Origin of the sequence: Streptomyces sp. MNU76, from assembly GCF_020982545.1 — a bacterium.
Classification (GTDB): domain Bacteria; phylum Actinomycetota; class Actinomycetes; order Streptomycetales; family Streptomycetaceae; genus Streptomyces.
Map to the genome: position 1 here is coordinate 56,825 of NZ_JAJKLK010000021.1, position 17,021 is coordinate 73,845.

Annotated in this window: 16 protein-coding genes and 1 pseudogene; 10 read left to right on the plus strand and 7 right to left on the minus strand. The window is 71.3% G+C overall.

The features are described 5' to 3' along the window. Nucleotides 1-138: 138 nt before the first annotated feature. Complete coding sequence (scy, locus tag E4N62_RS33290; RefSeq protein WP_230220433.1) at nucleotides 139-3,990, minus strand: polarized growth protein Scy; 3,852 nt, start codon at nucleotides 3,988-3,990, stop codon at nucleotides 139-141. 276 nt (nucleotides 3,991-4,266) lie between these two features. Continuing rightward, on the minus strand, nucleotides 4,267-4,707 hold the full coding sequence (gene mce / locus E4N62_RS33295) for a methylmalonyl-CoA epimerase (protein WP_184899498.1): 441 nt from the start codon (nucleotides 4,705-4,707) through the stop codon (nucleotides 4,267-4,269). A gap of 152 nt (nucleotides 4,708-4,859) precedes the next feature. Here mce and E4N62_RS33300 point away from each other — a divergent pair, with 152 nt between their 5' ends. Both E4N62_RS33300 and meaB read left to right on the plus strand, forming a co-directional pair. Then, complete coding sequence (locus E4N62_RS33300; RefSeq protein WP_184899500.1) at nucleotides 4,860-6,062, plus strand: acetyl-CoA C-acetyltransferase; 1,203 nt, start codon at nucleotides 4,860-4,862, stop codon at nucleotides 6,060-6,062. Between the two features lie 44 nt (nucleotides 6,063-6,106). Further along, nucleotides 6,107-7,063 (plus strand): methylmalonyl Co-A mutase-associated GTPase MeaB, encoded by a 957-nt coding sequence (meaB, locus tag E4N62_RS33305; protein WP_184899502.1) that lies wholly within the window; start codon nucleotides 6,107-6,109, stop codon nucleotides 7,061-7,063. 226 nt (nucleotides 7,064-7,289) lie between these two features. On the opposite strand, the gene E4N62_RS33310 is transcribed toward meaB, so the two are convergent. Continuing rightward, nucleotides 7,290-8,009 carry a PepSY domain-containing protein gene (locus E4N62_RS33310; RefSeq protein WP_230220436.1) on the minus strand — a complete coding sequence of 240 codons (720 nt, stop codon included), beginning with the start codon at nucleotides 8,007-8,009 and terminating at the stop codon, nucleotides 7,290-7,292. Between the two features lie 190 nt (nucleotides 8,010-8,199). Here E4N62_RS33310 and E4N62_RS33315 point away from each other — a divergent pair, with 190 nt between their 5' ends. Together E4N62_RS33315 and E4N62_RS33320 are read left to right on the plus strand one after the other, a co-directional pair. Continuing rightward, nucleotides 8,200-8,868, plus strand: coding sequence for a response regulator transcription factor (locus E4N62_RS33315; RefSeq protein ID WP_184899507.1), 669 nt, complete (start codon nucleotides 8,200-8,202; stop codon nucleotides 8,866-8,868). Beyond that, complete coding sequence (locus E4N62_RS33320; RefSeq protein ID WP_230220438.1) at nucleotides 8,865-10,301, plus strand: HAMP domain-containing sensor histidine kinase; 1,437 nt, start codon at nucleotides 8,865-8,867, stop codon at nucleotides 10,299-10,301. The genes E4N62_RS33315 and E4N62_RS33320 overlap by 4 nt, the downstream gene beginning before the upstream one ends. 93 nt (nucleotides 10,302-10,394) lie before the next feature. Here the strand turns inward: E4N62_RS33320 and E4N62_RS33325 are convergent, their stop codons facing one another. The 4 genes from E4N62_RS33325 to E4N62_RS33340 all read right to left on the minus strand — a co-directional run bounded on the left by E4N62_RS33325 (nucleotide 10,395) and on the right by E4N62_RS33340 (nucleotide 13,093). Next, nucleotides 10,395-10,871, minus strand: coding sequence for a MarR family winged helix-turn-helix transcriptional regulator (locus E4N62_RS33325; protein ID WP_184899511.1), 477 nt, complete (start codon nucleotides 10,869-10,871; stop codon nucleotides 10,395-10,397). A gap of 137 nt (nucleotides 10,872-11,008) precedes the next feature. Then, on the minus strand, nucleotides 11,009-11,806 hold the full coding sequence (locus tag E4N62_RS33330) for an AIM24 family protein (RefSeq protein ID WP_230220940.1): 798 nt from the start codon (nucleotides 11,804-11,806) through the stop codon (nucleotides 11,009-11,011). Between the two features lie 2 nt (nucleotides 11,807-11,808). Further along, complete coding sequence (locus tag E4N62_RS33335; protein ID WP_230220440.1) at nucleotides 11,809-12,459, minus strand: AIM24 family protein; 651 nt, start codon at nucleotides 12,457-12,459, stop codon at nucleotides 11,809-11,811. Nucleotide 12,460: 1 nt separating this feature from the next. Further along, the gene (locus tag E4N62_RS33340) at nucleotides 12,461-13,093 is read right to left on the minus strand and encodes an AIM24 family protein (RefSeq protein WP_230220942.1); all 633 of its coding nucleotides are present in this window, start codon (nucleotides 13,091-13,093) and stop codon (nucleotides 12,461-12,463) included. Nucleotides 13,094-13,258: 165 nt separating this feature from the next. Here E4N62_RS33340 and E4N62_RS33345 point away from each other — a divergent pair, with 165 nt between their 5' ends. From E4N62_RS33345 to E4N62_RS33370, 6 genes and pseudogenes are all read left to right on the plus strand, one after another. Next, nucleotides 13,259-13,603 carry a DUF3817 domain-containing protein gene (locus E4N62_RS33345; protein WP_230220442.1) on the plus strand — a complete coding sequence of 115 codons (345 nt, stop codon included), beginning with the start codon at nucleotides 13,259-13,261 and terminating at the stop codon, nucleotides 13,601-13,603. Next, on the plus strand, nucleotides 13,600-13,899 hold the full coding sequence (locus tag E4N62_RS33350) for an MTH1187 family thiamine-binding protein (RefSeq protein ID WP_184899516.1): 300 nt from the start codon (nucleotides 13,600-13,602) through the stop codon (nucleotides 13,897-13,899). The genes E4N62_RS33345 and E4N62_RS33350 overlap by 4 nt, the downstream gene beginning before the upstream one ends. A 174-nt stretch (nucleotides 13,900-14,073) precedes the next feature. Then, on the plus strand, nucleotides 14,074-14,820 hold the full coding sequence (locus E4N62_RS33355; RefSeq protein ID WP_230220444.1) for a hypothetical protein: 747 nt from the start codon (nucleotides 14,074-14,076) through the stop codon (nucleotides 14,818-14,820). Nucleotides 14,821-14,825: 5 nt separating this feature from the next. After that, a complete protein-coding gene (locus E4N62_RS33360) occupies nucleotides 14,826-15,551 on the plus strand; it encodes a DUF4166 domain-containing protein (protein WP_374117135.1) in 726 nt (241 codons plus the stop codon). A 47-nt stretch (nucleotides 15,552-15,598) separates the two neighbouring features. After that, nucleotides 15,599-16,222 (plus strand): annotated as a pseudogene (locus E4N62_RS33365) (TetR/AcrR family transcriptional regulator). 241 nt (nucleotides 16,223-16,463) lie between these two features. Beyond that, the gene (locus E4N62_RS33370; RefSeq protein WP_230220450.1) at nucleotides 16,464-16,973 is read left to right on the plus strand and encodes a MarR family winged helix-turn-helix transcriptional regulator; all 510 of its coding nucleotides are present in this window, start codon (nucleotides 16,464-16,466) and stop codon (nucleotides 16,971-16,973) included. Nucleotides 16,974-17,021: the final 48 nt, after the last annotated feature.

Here is a 17,021-nt window from a genome sequence, read left to right on the forward strand (position 1 = left end):
CATCGAAATACTTGCCAGAAACTTTGCGTAATGGCCCTGAAAGCACAGACGGCACAGATGGCAAGCACAGAACGAGCACAAATTGATGTCCGTAGCGCCAGGGTGGGGCGGGAGGATACCCGCAACACCCCGGCACCGCTAGCCGTCTGACGACTTGCCACCCGAACGAGTCGCACCCGCTGCGGCACCCGTCTTGACTCCACCGTCCTTGCCGCCCGACGGGGCCTCAAAAGACTCCAACGCCACCAGGACGTCCTGGACACGGGAGATCTCGGCATTGATGTCCTCGCGGCGGCGGACCAGCACCTCCAGCTCGCGCTTGCCCTCCTCGACCGTCCGGCGGGCCTCGCGGATCGCCTCGGCCTTCAGCTCCTCGGCCTCGCGGACGAGCGTGGACTTCTTCAGCTCGGCCTCCTTCAGCAGGCCCTCGGCCTTCTTCACCGCGGCGATACGCACCTTGCCCGCCTCGGAGTTCGCCTCGGAAACGATCTCCTTGGCCTTGGCCGTCGCCTTCTCCAACTGCTCCTCGGCGGCCTTGATGAGCGCGTCGCAGCGATCACCGGTGGATTTCATCGTCTCGGCGGCCTCACGACGGGCCCGCGTGTGCAGCGCCTCGATCTCGGCCGTGATGCGGTCGCGCAGCTCCTCGGCCCGCTCCCTTATGGCGGTCGCGTCCCGGCGCGCGCCGACGAGCAGCTCGTCGGCGTCCGTACGGGCCTTCTCCACCCTGGAGTTGCCCTCGACGGTCGCCTCGGCGACCAGCCGCTCGGCCTCCTTGCGGGCCGCTCCGACCATGGAGTCGGCCTGCCCCTCGGCGTCCGCGGTGGTCTGCAGGGCCTGCGTCTGCGCCTCGGTGAGCAGCTTGTCGGCCTCGGCCGCCGTCTCCGAGATGAGCTTGTCGACCTGCTCGGCGGCCTCGGAACGCCGCTTGTTGGCGTCCTTGCGGGCCTGGTCGAGGGTGTTGTCGGCCTCCTCGCGGGCGTGCGCCATGAGCCGGTCGGCCTCCGCCTCCGCCTCGGCCCGCGCGCGCTCGGCGTCGGCCCGGACCCGCTCGGCGTGCGCTTGCGCGGAGCCCACCGTCTCGGCGGCCTCGGTCCGCAGCCGCTCGGCCTCGTCGGTGGCCTCGCCGATCAGCCGGTCGGCCTTGGCGACGGACTCGGCCCGGACCCGCTCGGCCTCCTCGTTGGTCTCCCGGGTGAGCCGCTCCGCCTCGGCCGTCACCTCGGTGATCAGGGTGTCGGCCTGGGTCGCCGCGTCCGAACGGATGCGGTTGGCGTCGTCGCGGGCCTCCGCACGGGTGCGCGAGGCGTCCTGGTCGGCCCGTGCGACGGTGTCCGAGGCCTCCGTACGGACCCGCTGGGCGTGCTCGGACGCGTCGCTACGCACCCGCTCCGCCTCGGCGATGGCCTCCGCGACCGTGCGCTCGGCGAGCGACTTGGCCGCCTCCGACTCCTCCCGGGCCTCGCGGCGCACCCGGTTGGCGTCCTCGGTGGCCCGCTCCCGCTCCGCGTAGGCGTCGGCGCGGACCCGGTCCGACTCCTCCTCGGCCTCGCGGCGCATCCGGTCCGCCGCGTGCTCGGCCGTGTTGCGCAGCCCGGCGATCTCCTCCTGGGCCTGCTCGTGCAGCCCGGCGACGGAGTCCCGCACCTGCTGCGCGTGCTGCTCGGCCGCCGACACCATCTCGCCGGCCCGCCGCTCGGCCTCCTCGACCAGCCGTACGGCCTCGGTCTGGGCCTCCTCGACACGCTTGCGCGCCGAGGCCAGCAGCTCCTCGCTCTGCTCGCGGGCCCGCAGCCGCTCCTGGTCGGCCTCCTGCCGGGCCGCGCCGAGGAGCTCCTCGGCCTCGCGGCGCCGCCGGGCGGCCTCCTCCTGTGCGGCGGCCAGCGTCTCCGAGGCCTCCGCGGCGAGCCGCTCGGCCGCGGCCTGCGCCTCCGCCCGCACCCGGTCGGCGGTGTCCTGCGCCTCGGACTTCAGCCGCTCGGCCTCGGCCGCCGCCTCCGAGCGCAGCCGTACGGCGACGGCCTCGCCCTCGGCGCGGGACGCCGACGCGTCGGCCGCGGCCTCGTCGCGCAACCGCTCGGCCTCGGCCTCGGCCTGTGCCTGGAGCGTACGGATGCGCTCGGCGGCCTCGGTGCGCAGCCGGTCGCTCTCCTCGCCGGCCTCGCGGCGGATCCGCTCGGCCTCGGCGCGGGCGTCGGCGAGCGCCTCCTCGGCGGAGGCCAGCCGGGCCTCGGCCTCGCTCTGCAGCCGGGTCAGCTCCTCGGCCGCCTCCGCCTTGCGGGCCTCGACGCCGCGCTCGGTCTCCTCGCGCAGCTCACGGGCGGCCCGCTCGGCCTCGGCCTTCAGCTCCTCGGACTGCTCCTCGGCCTCGGCGCGGTGCCGCTCGGCCTCCTTGCGGGTCCGCTCCAGCGTCTCCTCGGCCTGACGGCGCAGCGTCGAAGCGCGTTCGATGGCCTCGGTGCGGACCTTCTCGCTGTCCGCGGTGGCCGTCTGCCGCAGCTCGTCGGCGTCCGTGCGGGCCTTGGCGAGCAGCTCCTCGGCGGTCTTGGCCGCCTCCTCGATCTGCTGGACGGCCTCCCGCCGGGCCTCGGAGCGGATCCGCTCGCCCTCGGCGACCGCGTCGGAGCGCAGCTGCTCGGCCTCGCCACGCAGTCGGCGCGCCTCCTCCTGCAGCTCGACCGTCTTGGCGCGGTACTCCTCGGTGTCGTCCTTCGCCGTGCCCTTGAGCTGTTCGGCGATGTCGTGGGCCTCGGCGCGCAGCCGGTCCGCCTCGGCCTCGGCCTCGGCGCGGATGCGCTCGGCCTCCTCTATGGCGGCCTTGGTGGTGTTGCGGGCCTCCTCGGACGCCTTGTTCAGCACGTCCTCGGCGGTCTTGGCGGTCTTGGCGAGAGCGGAGGCGGACTCCTCCGCGGTGATCGAGCGGGCCTTCTCGGCGGCCTCGGCGAGCAGCTTCTCCGCCTCGGCCCTGGCGTCCGCGACGACCTCTTCGGCGGACGCCTTGGTGGCCTCGGCCTCCTTGGTGGCCTCCTCGACCAGTCGGGCGACCTGCTCCTTCGCCGTCCGCGTGCGCTGCTCGTTGGTGGACTCGGCGCCGGCGACGGCCTTGGCCGCGTTCTCCTTGGCCTCCGTGACCAGCTTCTCGGCCTCGGCGCGCGCCTCGCGCAGCGCCGCCTCCGCTTCCGCCATGCGCTGCTCGGCGGTCCGGCTCAGCTCGGCGGCCTGGCGGCGCGCGGAGTCCGACTCGGTGGCGGTGGAGGTGCGCAGCTGCTCGGCGTGCTCGGTGGCCTCCTGGGCCTGCGTGGACGCCGCGTTCAGCAGCCGCTCGGCCTCGGCGCGGGCCCGGCGCAGGATCTGGTCGGCCTCGCTGCGGGCGGCCTCCGAGTCGCTCTGCAACCGCTGGCGGGCCTCGGTGGCGAGCCGCTCGGCCTCGGCACGGGCGGCGGCCAGCGCCTGCTCGGCCTCCGCGCGCGACTCGTCGACGAGCCGGCGGGCCTGGGACTCGCTGCGGGCGCGCAGCTGCTCGGCCCACGCCACGTTCTCGTTGACGTGCGACTCGACCGTCTGCCGGCGCTCGGAGAGCTCCTGGTCGAGCTGCTGGCGGCGGGTGACCGCCTCCTGGTGCAGCTCCGCCTGGAGCCGCGCGGCCTGCTCGGCGTGCTCCTGGAGGATGCGCTGTGTCTGCGCCCGGGCCTGGCTCAGCTCCCGCTCGGCGTCCGCGCGCAGCTGGTCGGCCTGCATCTGGGCCTGGCGGAGCATCTGCTCGGCCTGGTACCCGAGGTCGCCGCCGCTGTCGTAGGCGGGCCGGGACATGAGGGTGCGGCGCGCCTCGTGCAGCTTGGCGCGCAGCACCTCGACCTGGTAGCCGAGGTCCTCGGCGTGCTGGATCGCCTTTTCCCGCTCGGTCTTCAGCCGCTCCATCTCGGCCTCGAACCGAGAGAGGTGGTCGACGTCAGCCGCCGGCTCTCGCTCCTGGCGTTCGTAGCCCCGCACTGCGCGGTCCCATCCGTCCCCTGGTCGCAACCTCTGGCAAACGAGCTCCGTCCAACCGCCGAACGGGGCCCCCGGGGAATGGTGTCAGATCAACGGCGGAGCACGGGCTGCCGCCCTCACCCTCGTCCCCCGAAACCTGGACCCCGGCCCTAGGACAGGCACTGATGGATCTCCGCGCTGCCCTTGGATCCCGCTCCTCGGAAGGCGGCAGGACCCGGGCCGTCCCCCTCGAAGGCGACGGCCGACCCCAACCCTACCGGCCCATATGTACGGGGGTCAGTGCTCAGGTGACTCAACTGGCGCCGAAGTGACCAGTTCTGTCAGTACGCCATGACAATCCTTGGGGTGCAGGAACGTGATCCGTGACCCCATGGAACCGATTCGCGGCTCCTCGTACAGGACGCGTACGCCCTTGTCCTTGATCGCGGCTGCCTCACCGTCGACATCCGCCGTACCGAAGGCGATGTGGTGGACCCCCTCGCCGTTCTTGGCCAGCCACTTCGCGACGGTGGAATCCTCGCGGGTCGGCTCCAGAAGCTGCAGGTAGGAGGCACCGCCGTCGTCCGTGCTGTTGATCTTGAGCATGGCCTCGCGCACGCCCTGCTCCTCGTTGACCTCGGAGTGGTACACCTCGAAGCCGTACGTGGCCCGGTAGAACTCGACGGTGGCGTCGAGGTCGAAACAGGCGATCCCGATGTGGTCGATTCGCGTCAGCATGGTGTCAGTGCAGCGCTCATACGACGGTTACGCAACGTGCGCGCGATCACACCGACAGCCCGGTGACGGCACGGAGTGCCACTCAGTACATTCGAAGTAAACCCTCGTTCACTCACTCCTCGGCTGTGCAAGCTGGAAGGGGATCGCACCTCATGACTGGAACGAACGGCACGACCTCGGTGATCGTCGCGGGCGCCCGTACGCCCATGGGACGGTTGCTCGGTTCGCTGAAGTCCTTCTCCGGAGCCGACCTCGGCGGCTTCGCGATCAAGGCCGCCCTGGACCGTGCGGGGATCGGCGGCGACCAGGTGCAGTACGTGATCATGGGCCAGGTGCTCCAGGCCGGGGCGGGGCAGATCCCGGCGCGCCAGGCCGCGGTCAAGGCCGGCATCCCCATGAACGTGCCCGCGCTCACCATCAACAAGGTGTGTCTGTCGGGCCTCGACGCCATCGCGCTCGCCGACCAGCTGATCCGCGCCGGCGAGTTCGACATCGTGGTGGCCGGCGGCCAGGAGTCCATGACCAACGCCCCCCACCTGCTCCCGAAGTCCCGTGAGGGCTACAAGTACGGGGCGATCCAGATGCTCGACGCGATGGCGCACGACGGGCTCACGGACGCCTTCGAGAACATCGCCATGGGCGAGTCGACGGAGAAGCACAACACCCGTCTCGGCATCGGCCGTGACGAGCAGGACTCGGTGGCCGCCCAGTCCCACCAGCGGGCCGCCGCCGCGCAGAAGAACGGCCTCTTCGACGCCGAGATCACGCCGGTGGAGATCCCGCAGCGCAAGGGCGAGCCGGTCGTCTTCAGCCAGGACGAGGGCATCCGGGGCGAGACGACCGCCGAGTCCCTGGGCAAGCTGCGTCCGGCCTTCGCCAAGGACGGCACGATCACGGCCGGCTCCGCCTCGCAGATCTCCGACGGCGCCGCCGCCGTGGTCGTGATGAGCAAGGCCAAGGCGGAGGAACTCGGCCTCACGTGGCTCGCCGAGATCGGCGCCCACGGGAACGTGGCCGGGCCGGACAACTCGCTCCAGTCCCAGCCGTCGAACGCGATTCAGCACGCCCTGAAGAAGGACGGGCTGGAAGTCGCTGACCTGGACCTCATCGAGATCAACGAGGCCTTCGCCGCCGTCGCCGTGCAGTCAATGAAGGACCTCGGCGTGTCCCCGGAAAAGGTGAACGTCAACGGTGGCGCGATCGCCCTCGGGCACCCCATCGGCATGTCCGGCGCCCGGCTCGTCCTGCACCTCGCCCTGGAGCTGAAGCGGCGCGGCGGCGGGGTCGGCGCGGCGGCGCTGTGCGGTGGCGGTGGACAGGGTGACGCACTGATCGTGCGGGTACCCAAGGCCTGAGGCCCGTCGTTGCAGGTGTACGCGCTACTCGGATCGGAGCTGTGATGCAGGACGTCCCCACGCTGGTGGCGCAGGCCAGGGAAGGACGGCCCCGGGCCGTCGCCCGGCTGATCTCCCTGGTGGAGGGGGCGTCCCCGCAACTGCGTGAGGTCATGGCGGCACTGGCGCCGCTCACGGGCGGCGCGTACGTCGTGGGCCTCACCGGCTCGCCCGGCGTGGGCAAGTCCACGTCCACGTCGGCGCTGGTGACCGCGTACCGCAGGGCCGGCAAGCGGGTCGGCGTGCTCGCCGTCGACCCGTCGTCGCCCTTCTCGGGCGGCGCGCTGCTCGGCGACCGCGTCCGGATGTCGGACCACGCCTCCGACCCCGGCGTGTACATCCGTTCGATGGCGACCCGTGGTCACCTGGGCGGCCTCGCCTGGGCGGCCCCGCAGGCGATCCGGGTCCTGGACGCGGCGGGCTGCGACGTGATCCTCGTCGAGACGGTCGGGGTCGGCCAGTCCGAGGTGGAGATCGCCTCCCAGGCGGACACGTCCGTGGTGCTCCTCGCTCCCGGCATGGGGGACGGCATCCAGGCGGCCAAGGCGGGGATCCTGGAGATCGGCGACGTCTACGTCGTCAACAAGGCCGACCGGGACGGCGCGGACGCGACCGCGCGCGAGCTGAACCACATGCTGGGGCTCGGTGAGAGCCGTGGGCCCGGGGACTGGCGGCCGCCGATCGTCAAGACGGTGGCGGCGCGGGCGGAAGGGGTCGACGAGGTCGTCGAGGCGCTGGAGAAGCACCGGGCGTGGATGGAGGAGCGGGGGGTTCTCGCGGAGCGGCGCCGGGCTCGTGCGGCGCGTGAGGTGGAGACCATCGCGGTGACCGCGCTGCGGGAGCGGATCGGGGACCTGCACGGGGATCGGCGGCTGTCTTCCTTGGCCGAGCGGATCGTGGCGGGGGAGTTGGATCCCTATCGGGCCGCGGATGAGTTGGTGGCGGGGCTGACGGAGGGCTGACGCCGGGGTGTTCTCGCCCCCGCCGCCCCTACCCGTCCCTCCACTCTCGGCTTCGCTGGAGCGGGAGGCGCCCCCATCCAGGGGCTACGCGCTCCTTCGACCCTCGCGTCAAAGACCCGGGGCTCTGCCCCGGACCCCGTTCGCGCAGTTCGCCGCGCCCCCATCAGGGGCGCGGCGAACTGCGCGAGAACAGACCCGTCGGAGAAGCCGCGTCACATCCTCACTGTCAGTCCTCCGTGCGGTCGGCGGTGAGCTTGCCGGAGTCGGGGTTCACCCTCCAGTCGCTGCCGGTGCCGTCGGCGGCGGTGGTGTCGACCTCCCAGGCCTGCTCCGTGCTCTCCTCGTCCAGGTCCACGGAGGTCACCGTGCCCTTGCCGGCGGCGGCCTCGGCGGCCTCGGCGGCGGTCACGGAGGCGCCCTTCAGCGCGTCCTGGACCTGCCGGGTCTCGGCCGTGTCGTCACCGTCGTCGTCGCGGTCGGCGTGCGCGCCGAGGACCTTGCCGGTGCCGGGGTCGACCTGAACGCTGAACCACTTGCCGCCGCCGGTCAGCACGTCGACGTCCCAGGCCAGGTTCGTGCCCTCGTCGTCGAGGTCGGCGGAGACCGCCGTACCGTCCTTGTGCTTCAGTGCCGTCCTGATCGCCTCGGCGGCCGTGACCTGACCGGCCTTCGCCTCGGCCGCGTTCTCGGCCTTGTCGTCCGCGTCCTGGTCCGTGTCGCGGGCCGCCCGGTCCTCGGCCTTGTCCTCCGCTTTGTCGCCGGCCTTGTCCTGGGCCGTGTCGTCGGAGTCGTCGTTCAGGTCGTCGCGGTCGTTGTCGTCGTTCGACACCGACACGGTCTTCTTCGCCGGCGCCTCGTCGTCACCCGCGACCGCGATGGCGGTCGCGGTGCCGCCGCCGATCAGGGCGACGGCCGTGACGGTGGCGATGACGATGTTGCGCTTCATGGGGTTCCTCCAGGGTGCGACTGGTTGCGACCAGGAACGGATGATGTCGCCGGTTGCAGAAGGCTTGTCAGGCTGATCCGGCTTGCCTGCCTCGTCTGCTTTCGACGGGAACCAATCTGGCCGACCGACGCTGAAGCGGACCTGAAGGACCCTGAAGACCGCTTCAGGCTCGGTTTGCCAAGCTGAACGCATGCGCCTGTTGATCGTGGAAGATGAGAAGCGGCTCGCGGTGTCGCTGGCCAAGGGCCTGACGGCCGAGGGGTACGCCGTGGACGTCGTCCACGACGGGATCGACGGACTGCACCGGGCGAGCGAGGGGTCGTACGACCTCGTGATCCTCGACATCATGCTGCCCGGCATGAACGGCTACCGCGTCTGTGCCGCCCTGCGCGCCGCCGGCCACGACGTGCCGATCCTGATGCTCACCGCCAAGGACGGCGAGTACGACGAGGCCGAGGGCCTGGACACGGGCGCCGACGACTATCTGACCAAGCCGTTCTCGTACGTCGTCCTCGTCGCCCGGGTGAAGGCGCTGCTGCGGCGGCGCGGCCCCTCGGGCGGTGCCTCGCCCGTGCACGCGGTCGGCACGCTGAAGGTCGACACCGCCGCCCGGCGTGTGTTCCTCGCCGAGGACGAGATCACCCTCACCACCAAGGAGTTCTCCGTCCTGGAACAGCTCGTGCTGAGAGCCGGTGAGGTCGTCTCGAAGGCCGACATCCTGGAGCACGTCTGGGACTTCGCCTACGACGGCGACCCGAACATCGTCGAGGTCTACATCAGCGCCCTGCGCCGCAAGCTCGGCTCCACGCTCATCAAGACCGTACGCGGGGCCGGATACAGACTGGAGGGCCGCTCGTGAAGCGCCGCCTGGGTTCGGTACGGGCCCGTGCCACCCTCGCCGCGACCGTCGTCGTCGCCGTGGCCCTGGTCGCCGCGGGCGCCGCAGTCCTGCTGTCGCTGCGGGTCACCCTCACCGACAAGGCGGACGCGGAGGCCGACTCCGTGGCCCGCAACGCCGCCTCGGCACTGGCGAACGGGTTCGCCTACGCGGAGCTGAGGCTGCCGGACGGCGACGAGAACCCGGTCGAGGTGTTGGACGTCGGCGAGAAGCCCGTCGCGGTCGGCGAGGACGTCGAGGGCATGGACGTGACCGCCATCGACTCGGACCGGCTGAACTCCGAGACCAACGACGACGCCGACGACCGCGCGGAGGGCGACCGGGGCGCCGAGGACGAGGGCAGCCTGAAGGCGGGCGATGTCGCCGACGAGACCTGGTACGGCGAGGGCACCGCGACCGTCGAAGGGGTCACGGCGGACTACCGGTTCGCCGGGGTCGAGGTGGTGACGCCGGCGGGTGTGCCGCTCACCGTCTACGCGGGTGCCCCGCTCTCCACCGAGGAGGACGCCGTCGGCACCGCGCTGACCACGATGCTCATCGGGCTTCCGCTGCTGCTGCTGACCGTCGGCGGGGTGACGTACGTCGTCACCAGGCGGGCACTGCGACCCGTCGAGGGCATCCGGGCGGAGATGGCGGCGATCACGGCCTCCGAGGACCTCTCCCGGCGCGTCCCCGAGCCGGACACGCATGACGAGGTCGCCCGCCTCGCACGGACCACGAACGAGACGCTGGCCGCGCTGGAGGCCTCGGTGGAGCGGCAGCGCGCGTTCGTGGCGGACGCCTCGCACGAACTGCGCAGCCCCATCGCCTCGCTGCGCACCCAGCTGGAAGTGGGCGCCGCGCACCCGGAGTTGCTGGACCTGGACGGGGCGGTCGAGGACACCGTGCGGCTGCAGAGCCTCGCCGCCGACCTGCTGCTGCTCGCCCGCCTGGACGCGGGGGAGCGGCCGCCGCCGGACGCCCGGTTCGACCTGGCGCGGGTCGTACGGGAAGAGGTGGCCTCCCGGGAGGGGGTGACCCTGGACGGCGTGGACTCGGTGGAGCTGCGCGGCTCGCGCAACCAGATCTGCCGCGTCCTCGGCAACCTTCTGGACAACGCGGACCGCCACGCCCGCGACCGGGTCGCCGTCACGCTGCGGACCACGTCCGACTGGGCGGTCCTCCAGGTGGCGGACGACGGCACGGGCGTCCCGCCGGCCGACCGTGAGCGCGTCTTCGAACGTTTCGTCCGCCTGGACGAGTCCCGGGCGAGGGACGACGGCGGCGCGGGCCTGGGGCTCGCCATCGCCCGGGACATCGCCGTACGCCATGGAGGCGCCCTGACGATCGGCGACGCCCCGGGCGGCGGGGCCCTCTTCGAACTGAGGCTGCCGATGCAACCCCCGAGCCCTTGAGGGGCGCGGGGAACTGCGCGACCGGCCACGACGAACCCGCAGCCGACACCGACCCGCAGTCCCTCGGCGCTCGACCGCCCCCCGAGCGGAGCGCTACGGCTTACCGCGGTGGCTTCGGAGATGCTCCGCGATCGGGACCAGCGACTTGTGCAGCTCCGCCATCGCCTCCTCCGACAGCAGGTCGATGAAGTGCCGCCGCACGGAGGCGACATGATGCGGCGCCACCCGCTGCATCGTCTCCATGCCGTGCTCCGTGAGCACGGCGAACAGCCCGCGGCGGTCGGACTCGCAGTTCTCCCGGCGCACCAGGTCGGCGTTCTCCATCCGGGTGATCTGGTGCGAGAGGCGGCTCTTGGACTGGAGCGTGGCGGCGGCGAGGTCGCTCATCCGCATCCGCCGCCCCTCCGACTCGGAGAGGTTCACCAGGATCTCGTAGTCGTTCATTGTCAGGCCGAACGGCTGCAGGTCCCTTTCGAGCTGGTGCGTCAGCAGCCTGTTGACGTCCAGATGGGTGCGCCAGGCGCACTGCTCCGCATCGGTCAGCCAGCGCGTGGCCGTTTCGGTCTCCATGAATGAAGTCTACCTAAAATGTTGAAAGGCGAACTAGTAAGGGTTCGTCGGTGTCATTCGTGCGGACAGGTCGGGTCTTACGGGTGTGGAGCATGACAACGCGCACACGTTCGATGTCACACTCCGCAGACTACCGCTCACAGCCCGAAGCGACGCTGGAGGTCCCCCAGCTGTCCGGGAAGGCGCGGTGCCCCCGCCGGCTGTCCGGGATACCCGGGTGCCCCACCGCCGCCGGGTACGCCCGGCTCGTGCGGGACCATGCCCGTGGCCTGCTCGGCCATGAGCGTCTCGGACGACTGGAGCAGCACCGTGCCCGCCCCGACGAACTCGAACTGGTGCTCCTCGCCGGACGCCCCGCCGATGCCCGTCATCGCACGTAGACCGCCCATGACACCGGCCATGTAGCTGTGGTCGTAGTGGTGGCACGGCGAGGGACAGTCGGCCCACCCGACCAGGGCCTGCGGGTCGACCCGGATGGGGGGTTCCATGAACACCACCGGGCCGTTGGAGGCCGCCACGAACTTGCCCGTGCCGATGAGGGTCAGAAAGCCCGGGACGATGGACTGCTTCAGCGCAAGACTTGGCTGAAAAGCGAGGAGGTTGCCCGAGCGAATGGTGAGGTTGCCGTCTTCCAAGTCATACGAATTGACGTCGAAGGCCCGGTCGGCGAGGAGCATCTTGCCGGAGCCCTCGGCCACGACCCAGTCGCTCGCGTGCAGAGGCGAATGGAACGACGTACGGACGAGACCGCCGAGACGGCCGTGCCCGATGCCGTTGAACTCCATCTGGCCGTAGTAGGCGATCATCTTGCCCTTCTGCAGGAACCACTGGCTCCCCTTGAGCTCCACGCAGAAGGTGTAACTGTTGACGTTGTCGTCGGACGGCAGCGTCATCGGGTCGTGGACGGTCGGTCCGGCGACCGGGGCCCCGTACATGCTCACAGCTTCTCCTCCGAGGCCTGGACGTACACCGCACCACTGCCGCTCAGCTCCAGCTGGAACGCCTCGCCGGAGCCCCGGCCCACCATGTCGCGCCAGCCGAGCGCGGTGGACAGCTTGTTGCGTACGTCGCCGTGGTGCGCCACGTACGCCTGCGGGTCGACATGGACCGGGCGCTGGGGGGTGATCGGGACCTCGATCACCCCGCCGTGCGCCATGACGGCCACGGCGCCGTGGCCCTTGAGGGTCGTGGTGAACAGGCCCTGGCCCGTCACCTGACCCCGGACCATGCCCATGACGCCGCCCTGCGAGCCCATGAACATCGTGCCCTGCTGGAGGGTGCCGTCGAAGGCCAGCAGCCGGTCGGCCTCGACGTAGAGGGTCTCCCCGGTCAGGTTGATCACCTGGATGTGGTGACCGCCGTGCCCGAACAGGACCGTGCCGCTGCCCTCGACGGTCATCAGCGGGGTCGCCTCGCCCGCCACCCGGCGGCCGATCATCGACGCGATACCGCCCTGGCCGCCCTGAATGTTGGGGGTGAACGACACTTCGCCCTTATAGGCGAGCATCGCGCCGCGCTGGCTGAACAGCCGCTGGCCCGGCAGCACGGTCGCCTCGATCATCTTCGAGTTGATCTCACGGAAGGCCATGTCAGACGTCCCCCGCCACCGTGTTGCGCTCGCTGGGCTGGACGTAGACGAGTCCGTCGCCCTCGAAGCGGATCTGGAACGCCTCGCCGCCGCCCTCGCCCATGAACGTGCGGAACGTCACACCGGACTGGAAGGACTGCTGGAGGTTGCCCTGGTGCGCGATGTACGCCCCCGGGTCGACCGTCAGCGGGTACTGGTGGCTCACCCGCAGCACCACCACCGGACCGTCGGACATGATCGCCGCCTGGCCGTGGCCCTCGACGGTCGTGGTGAACAGGCCGTTGCCCTGCGAGGCGCCGCGCAGCCCCGTGAAGCTCGTGCCCGTACGCAGCCCGGAGTCCGTCGCGAGCAGATTGCTCGACTCCACGTACAGCTTGTCCCCCTGAAGATTCACGAGGTTGATCTCGGAGGCCCGGTCCGCGAACCAGCAGGTCCCTTGTCCGGTCACCTCCATCAACGTCATCTGTTCACCCGTGAGGCGCCGCGTCACCATCCCGCGCAGGCCCTCACCGCCGCCGCTCAGCTTCTTGAACGACATCTGACCGTCGTAGGCGACCATCGAGCCGTTCTTCGCCTTGACGGCGTCCCCGGTCATGTCGACGGCCAGCACCTTGCTGCCTTGAAGTCGGAACATTGCCACGGGGTGACGTTAACCGGCCGATGGCCGGACAGGACAGGGCCCAAAGGTGGATCTCGCCCCTGAAGGGACCCCAGGGACACCCTAGGGGGCCTCCCGGAGGCGGCGGATGTCAGAATGGGCCGAGCTTGTGCTTCCGTTCACAAAGACCGAAGGTGACCCGTGGACATAAAGACCGCCTCCGCCCTCCGCCGCCTGCGCCTCGTCTCCGCCCCCGAGGCCGTCTCCTTCCTGCTGCTTCTCGTCTGCTCGGTGCTGAAGCGGACCACGGAGTTCAACGCGGTGCCCGTGATGGGCTGGGTCCACGCCATCCTCTTCATCCTGTACCTGATCTTCTGGGCCGACGCCTGGAACCGCACGAAGTGGTCGCTGAAGACCGCCGTGCTCTACTTCGCCCTCGCCGTCCTGCCCGCCGGCGGCTTCTTCGCCGAGCGCAAGCTGCGCCGTGAGGCCGAGGACGCGGTGATCGCCGGCCGCGCCCGCGCGGAAGGGGTCGTGAAAGCGTGATCGTCGCCTTCTCCGTGACCCCCCTCGGGGTCGGCGAGGACGTGGGGGAGTACGTCGCCGAAGCCGTACGGGTGGTCCGCGAATCGGGTCTGCCGAACCGGACGGACGCCATGTTCACCTCGATAGAAGGTGACTGGCAGGAAGTCATGGACGTCGTGCGCCGAGCTGTCGCCGCCGTCGAGGAGCGCGCGCCCCGGGTCTCCCTCGTCCTCAAGGCCGACATCCGCCCCGGTGTGACGGACGGTCTCACCTCCAAGGTGGAGACGGTGGAACGCCACCTGTCCGAGCCGTCGTAGCGGCGTCCCGCACGCGGTCTCCGTTCTGAGCACCCAACCCCGGTCCTTTCGGGCCGGGGTTTGCTCGTGCCGTGCTGTTTGAGCGATCGCTCAAATCGGAGTACGGTCGTGTCCAACGGATTGAGCAGTCGCTCAAAAATGGCTCAGCGACGGAACCGACCTGGGGGAACGCGGATGGGGCTCTACATCGAGGCACGAGTACGGGCGGACCTGGAGGAGGTGTGGGCCCGCACCCAGGAGCCGGCCCTCCACCAGCGGTGGGACCTCCGCTTCACGGAGATCGACTACCTCCCGCGCGACGAGGGCGAGCCGCAGCGCTTCCGGTACGCCACCCGCCTGCTCCCCGGCCTGACGGTCGCCGGGACCGGCGTCTCGGCCGGGGAGAAGGAGCGCCCGGACGGCACCCGGACCTCGGCGTTGCGGTTCGCCTCGCCGCACCCGCTCTCCCTGATCGCCGAGGGCAGCGGCTACTGGCGCTACGTCCCGGACGGCGCGGGCGTCCGCTTCCTCACCGGCTACGACTACCGCCCCCGCTGGGGCCGCCCGGGCGCCCTCGCCGACCGCGTGCTGTTCCGCCCGCTCATGGGCTGGGCCACCGCCTGGTCCTTCGACCGCCTCCGCCTCTGGCTGGAGCGGGACATCACCCCCGAACGCGCCCTGCGGCGCTGGCTGGCCGAGGCGGTCGTGCGCGGGCTGATCGTCGTGGCCGCCTGCGCCGGGCTCGCGTACGGGGCGCTGGGGGATCCGACGGGCGTCCTGGCGCCGCTCGCGCTGTTCGCGACACCGGTCCTGGCCGTGTCGGCGGTGCTGGCCGCCCTGCTCGTACCGCCGCTGCCCGGCACCCCGTCCGCCCGCCGCTGTGTGCGGAAGGCACCGGCACGCGCGCGTGCGCCTCGTCTGCTCGCGACCCTGAAGGGATGACCGGCATGGATACCACGACACCGGGGACCGCCCCGTCCCGCTCCACCGCGCCGGCCTCGATCTTCCGTACGGTCATGGGGGCGGACTTCGACCGGCTCCACCCCGAGCTGCGCCGCCGCTTCTCGGTCGGACTGGCGAGTGGGCAGGCGGGCACGGGCCGGGGGGTGATGGACCGCGTCTGGCACGGGAGGGGCCTGGTGAAGCCGTTCCTCGCGCTCGGGGGCACCCGGAACATCCTCGTCCCGCGCGAGGGGCGCGACGTGCCCTTCACCATCGAGAACGTGCCGTACACCGACGGGTTCGGCCGTGAGACGGTGACCTTCGTGCGTACCTTCGACCTGCCGGGCGGGCCACGCCGGTTCGACGCCCAGATGGTGTTGAGCCCCAAGGGCGACCGCGTTCTCGACTACCTCGGCACCCATCAGCACCTCGCCAGCGACCTGCACTTCGCGGCGGAGCCCGACGGATCGCTGCTGATCCGCTCCGGCGAGCACCGCTTCCGGGAGGGGCCGGTCGACGTCCGGGTCCCCGGTCTCATCGGCGGCGACGCCGAGGTGCGGGAGCGGTTCGACGAGCGGACGGGGCGCTTTCGGATCCAGGTGCGGGTGGTGAACCGGCACTTCGGGCCGCTCTTCGGCTACGAGGGCTCGTTCACCGTGAGCTACCAGGACGTGCGGGTGTGCGGGGTGCGGGCCGGGTTGCGGCCGGTCCGTGAGGAGGCGCGGGCGTGAGCGGGGCGCGGGTATGAGCGGGGCGACGGTATGAGAGGGGCGCGGGCGTGAGCGCGGCGACGCGGACGAAGCTGTTGGAGGGCGCGCTGCGGACGCTCGTCGAGCAGGGGATCGCCAAGACGTCCGCCCGTTCGATCGCGGCGACCGCCGGGGTGAACCAGGCGCTCGTCTTCTACCACTTCGGGTCCGTGGACGAACTCCTGGCGGAGGCCTGTCGGTACGGGGCGGAGCAGAGGGTCGCCCGGCACCGGGAGCGGATGGCGGCGATCGGCTCGCTCTCCGAACTGCTGGCCTTCGGGCGGGAGATGCACGTGGAGGAGCGGGCGGCGGGGCATGTGGCGGTGCTCGGTCAGCTGCTGGCGGGGGCAGACGCATCCTCGGCTGGCGCCGGCGACCGCGGCGGGCTGGACCTGTGGATCGCGGAGGTGGAGGGGTGCTGCGGCGGGTGCTCGCGGGTCGCCGCTCGGGGAGTTCGCCGATGCGCGGGGTTGGCTCGGGCCGTGGCTTCTTCTTTGTGGGGCTGGAGTTGTACGAGGGGGTTGATCCGGAGGGGCGGGGAGGCGTTGGGGGCGCTGGAGCAGCTTGCGGGGGTTGTCACGGCGTTGGATGGGCTGGGGCCTGTGGCTCAGCGGGCGGTTCGGCATCAGTTGCGGAAGGTCGCGGGGCGGTGAGGCGGCGGCTGCGGGGCTGCGGCGGTTGTTGCGGCGAGTTTTCTCGCCCCGCCGCCCCTACCCGTCCCATCCTCAAGGGGCTGAGCGCCCCTTCGACCCCCGTCAAGATTCGGGGCTCCGCCCCGGACCCCGTTCGCGCAGTTCCCCGCGCCCCTAGATGCAGTTCCCCGCGTCCCTTACAGGGCGACCGAAAGGCGAGACGGGGCTGACCGGGATGTGACCGGCCGGTAAGGTCGGTGCCGTGCCGAAGCCGCTCAGCCTCTCCTTCGATCCCATCTCGCGCGCCGACGAGCACTGGAAGCAGCGCTGGGGAAGCGTCCCGTCCATGGCCGCGATCACATCGATCATGCGTGCCCACCAGATCCTTCTGGCGGAGGTCGACGCGGTGGTCAAGCCGTACGGGCTGACGTTCGCGCGCTACGAGGCCCTCGTGCTGCTCACCTTCTCGCAGAAGGGCGAGCTGCCGATGTCCAAGATCGGCGAGCGGCTCATGGTGCACCCCACGTCCGTGACGAACACCGTCGACCGCCTGGTGAGGTCCGGCCTCGTCGACAAGCGCCCGAACCCCAACGACGGCCGGGGCACCCTCGCCTCCATCACCGACAAGGGCCGCGAGGTCTGCGACGCGGCCACCCGGGACCTCATGGCCATGGACTTCGGCCTCGGCGCCTACGACGCCGAGGAGTGCGCGGAGATCTTCGCGATGCTCAGGCCGCTGCGCGTGGCGGCGGGGGACTTCGAGGAGAGCTGAGCGGGCGACCGAGGGGCGCTCGAAGATCGTGCCGGACCTGTGGCTAGG

What these genes read in the sequence shown, in the direction of transcription:
- E4N62_RS33310 (WP_230220436.1), bottom strand. Translation starts at nt 8,009, where the DNA reads ATGAAGCGCAACATCGTCATCGCCACCGTCACGGCCGTCGCCCTGATC.
- E4N62_RS33315 (WP_184899507.1), top strand. Translation starts at nt 8,200, where the DNA reads ATGCGCCTGTTGATCGTGGAAGATGAGAAGCGGCTCGCGGTGTCGCTG.
- E4N62_RS33325 (WP_184899511.1), bottom strand. Translation starts at nt 10,871, where the DNA reads ATGGAGACCGAAACGGCCACGCGCTGGCTGACCGATGCGGAGCAGTGC.
- E4N62_RS33360 (WP_374117135.1), top strand. Translation starts at nt 14,826, where the DNA reads ATGGATACCACGACACCGGGGACCGCCCCGTCCCGCTCCACCGCGCCG.
- E4N62_RS33300 (WP_184899500.1), top strand. Translation starts at nt 4,860, where the DNA reads ATGACTGGAACGAACGGCACGACCTCGGTGATCGTCGCGGGCGCCCGT.
- mce (WP_184899498.1), bottom strand. Translation starts at nt 4,707, where the DNA reads ATGCTGACGCGAATCGACCACATCGGGATCGCCTGTTTCGACCTCGAC.
- E4N62_RS33330 (WP_230220940.1), bottom strand. Translation starts at nt 11,806, where the DNA reads ATGTACGGGGCCCCGGTCGCCGGACCGACCGTCCACGACCCGATGACG.
- E4N62_RS33340 (WP_230220942.1), bottom strand. Translation starts at nt 13,093, where the DNA reads ATGTTCCGACTTCAAGGCAGCAAGGTGCTGGCCGTCGACATGACCGGG.
- meaB (WP_184899502.1), top strand. Translation starts at nt 6,107, where the DNA reads ATGCAGGACGTCCCCACGCTGGTGGCGCAGGCCAGGGAAGGACGGCCC.
- E4N62_RS33335 (WP_230220440.1), bottom strand. Translation starts at nt 12,459, where the DNA reads ATGGCCTTCCGTGAGATCAACTCGAAGATGATCGAGGCGACCGTGCTG.
- E4N62_RS33355 (WP_230220444.1), top strand. Translation starts at nt 14,074, where the DNA reads ATGGGGCTCTACATCGAGGCACGAGTACGGGCGGACCTGGAGGAGGTG.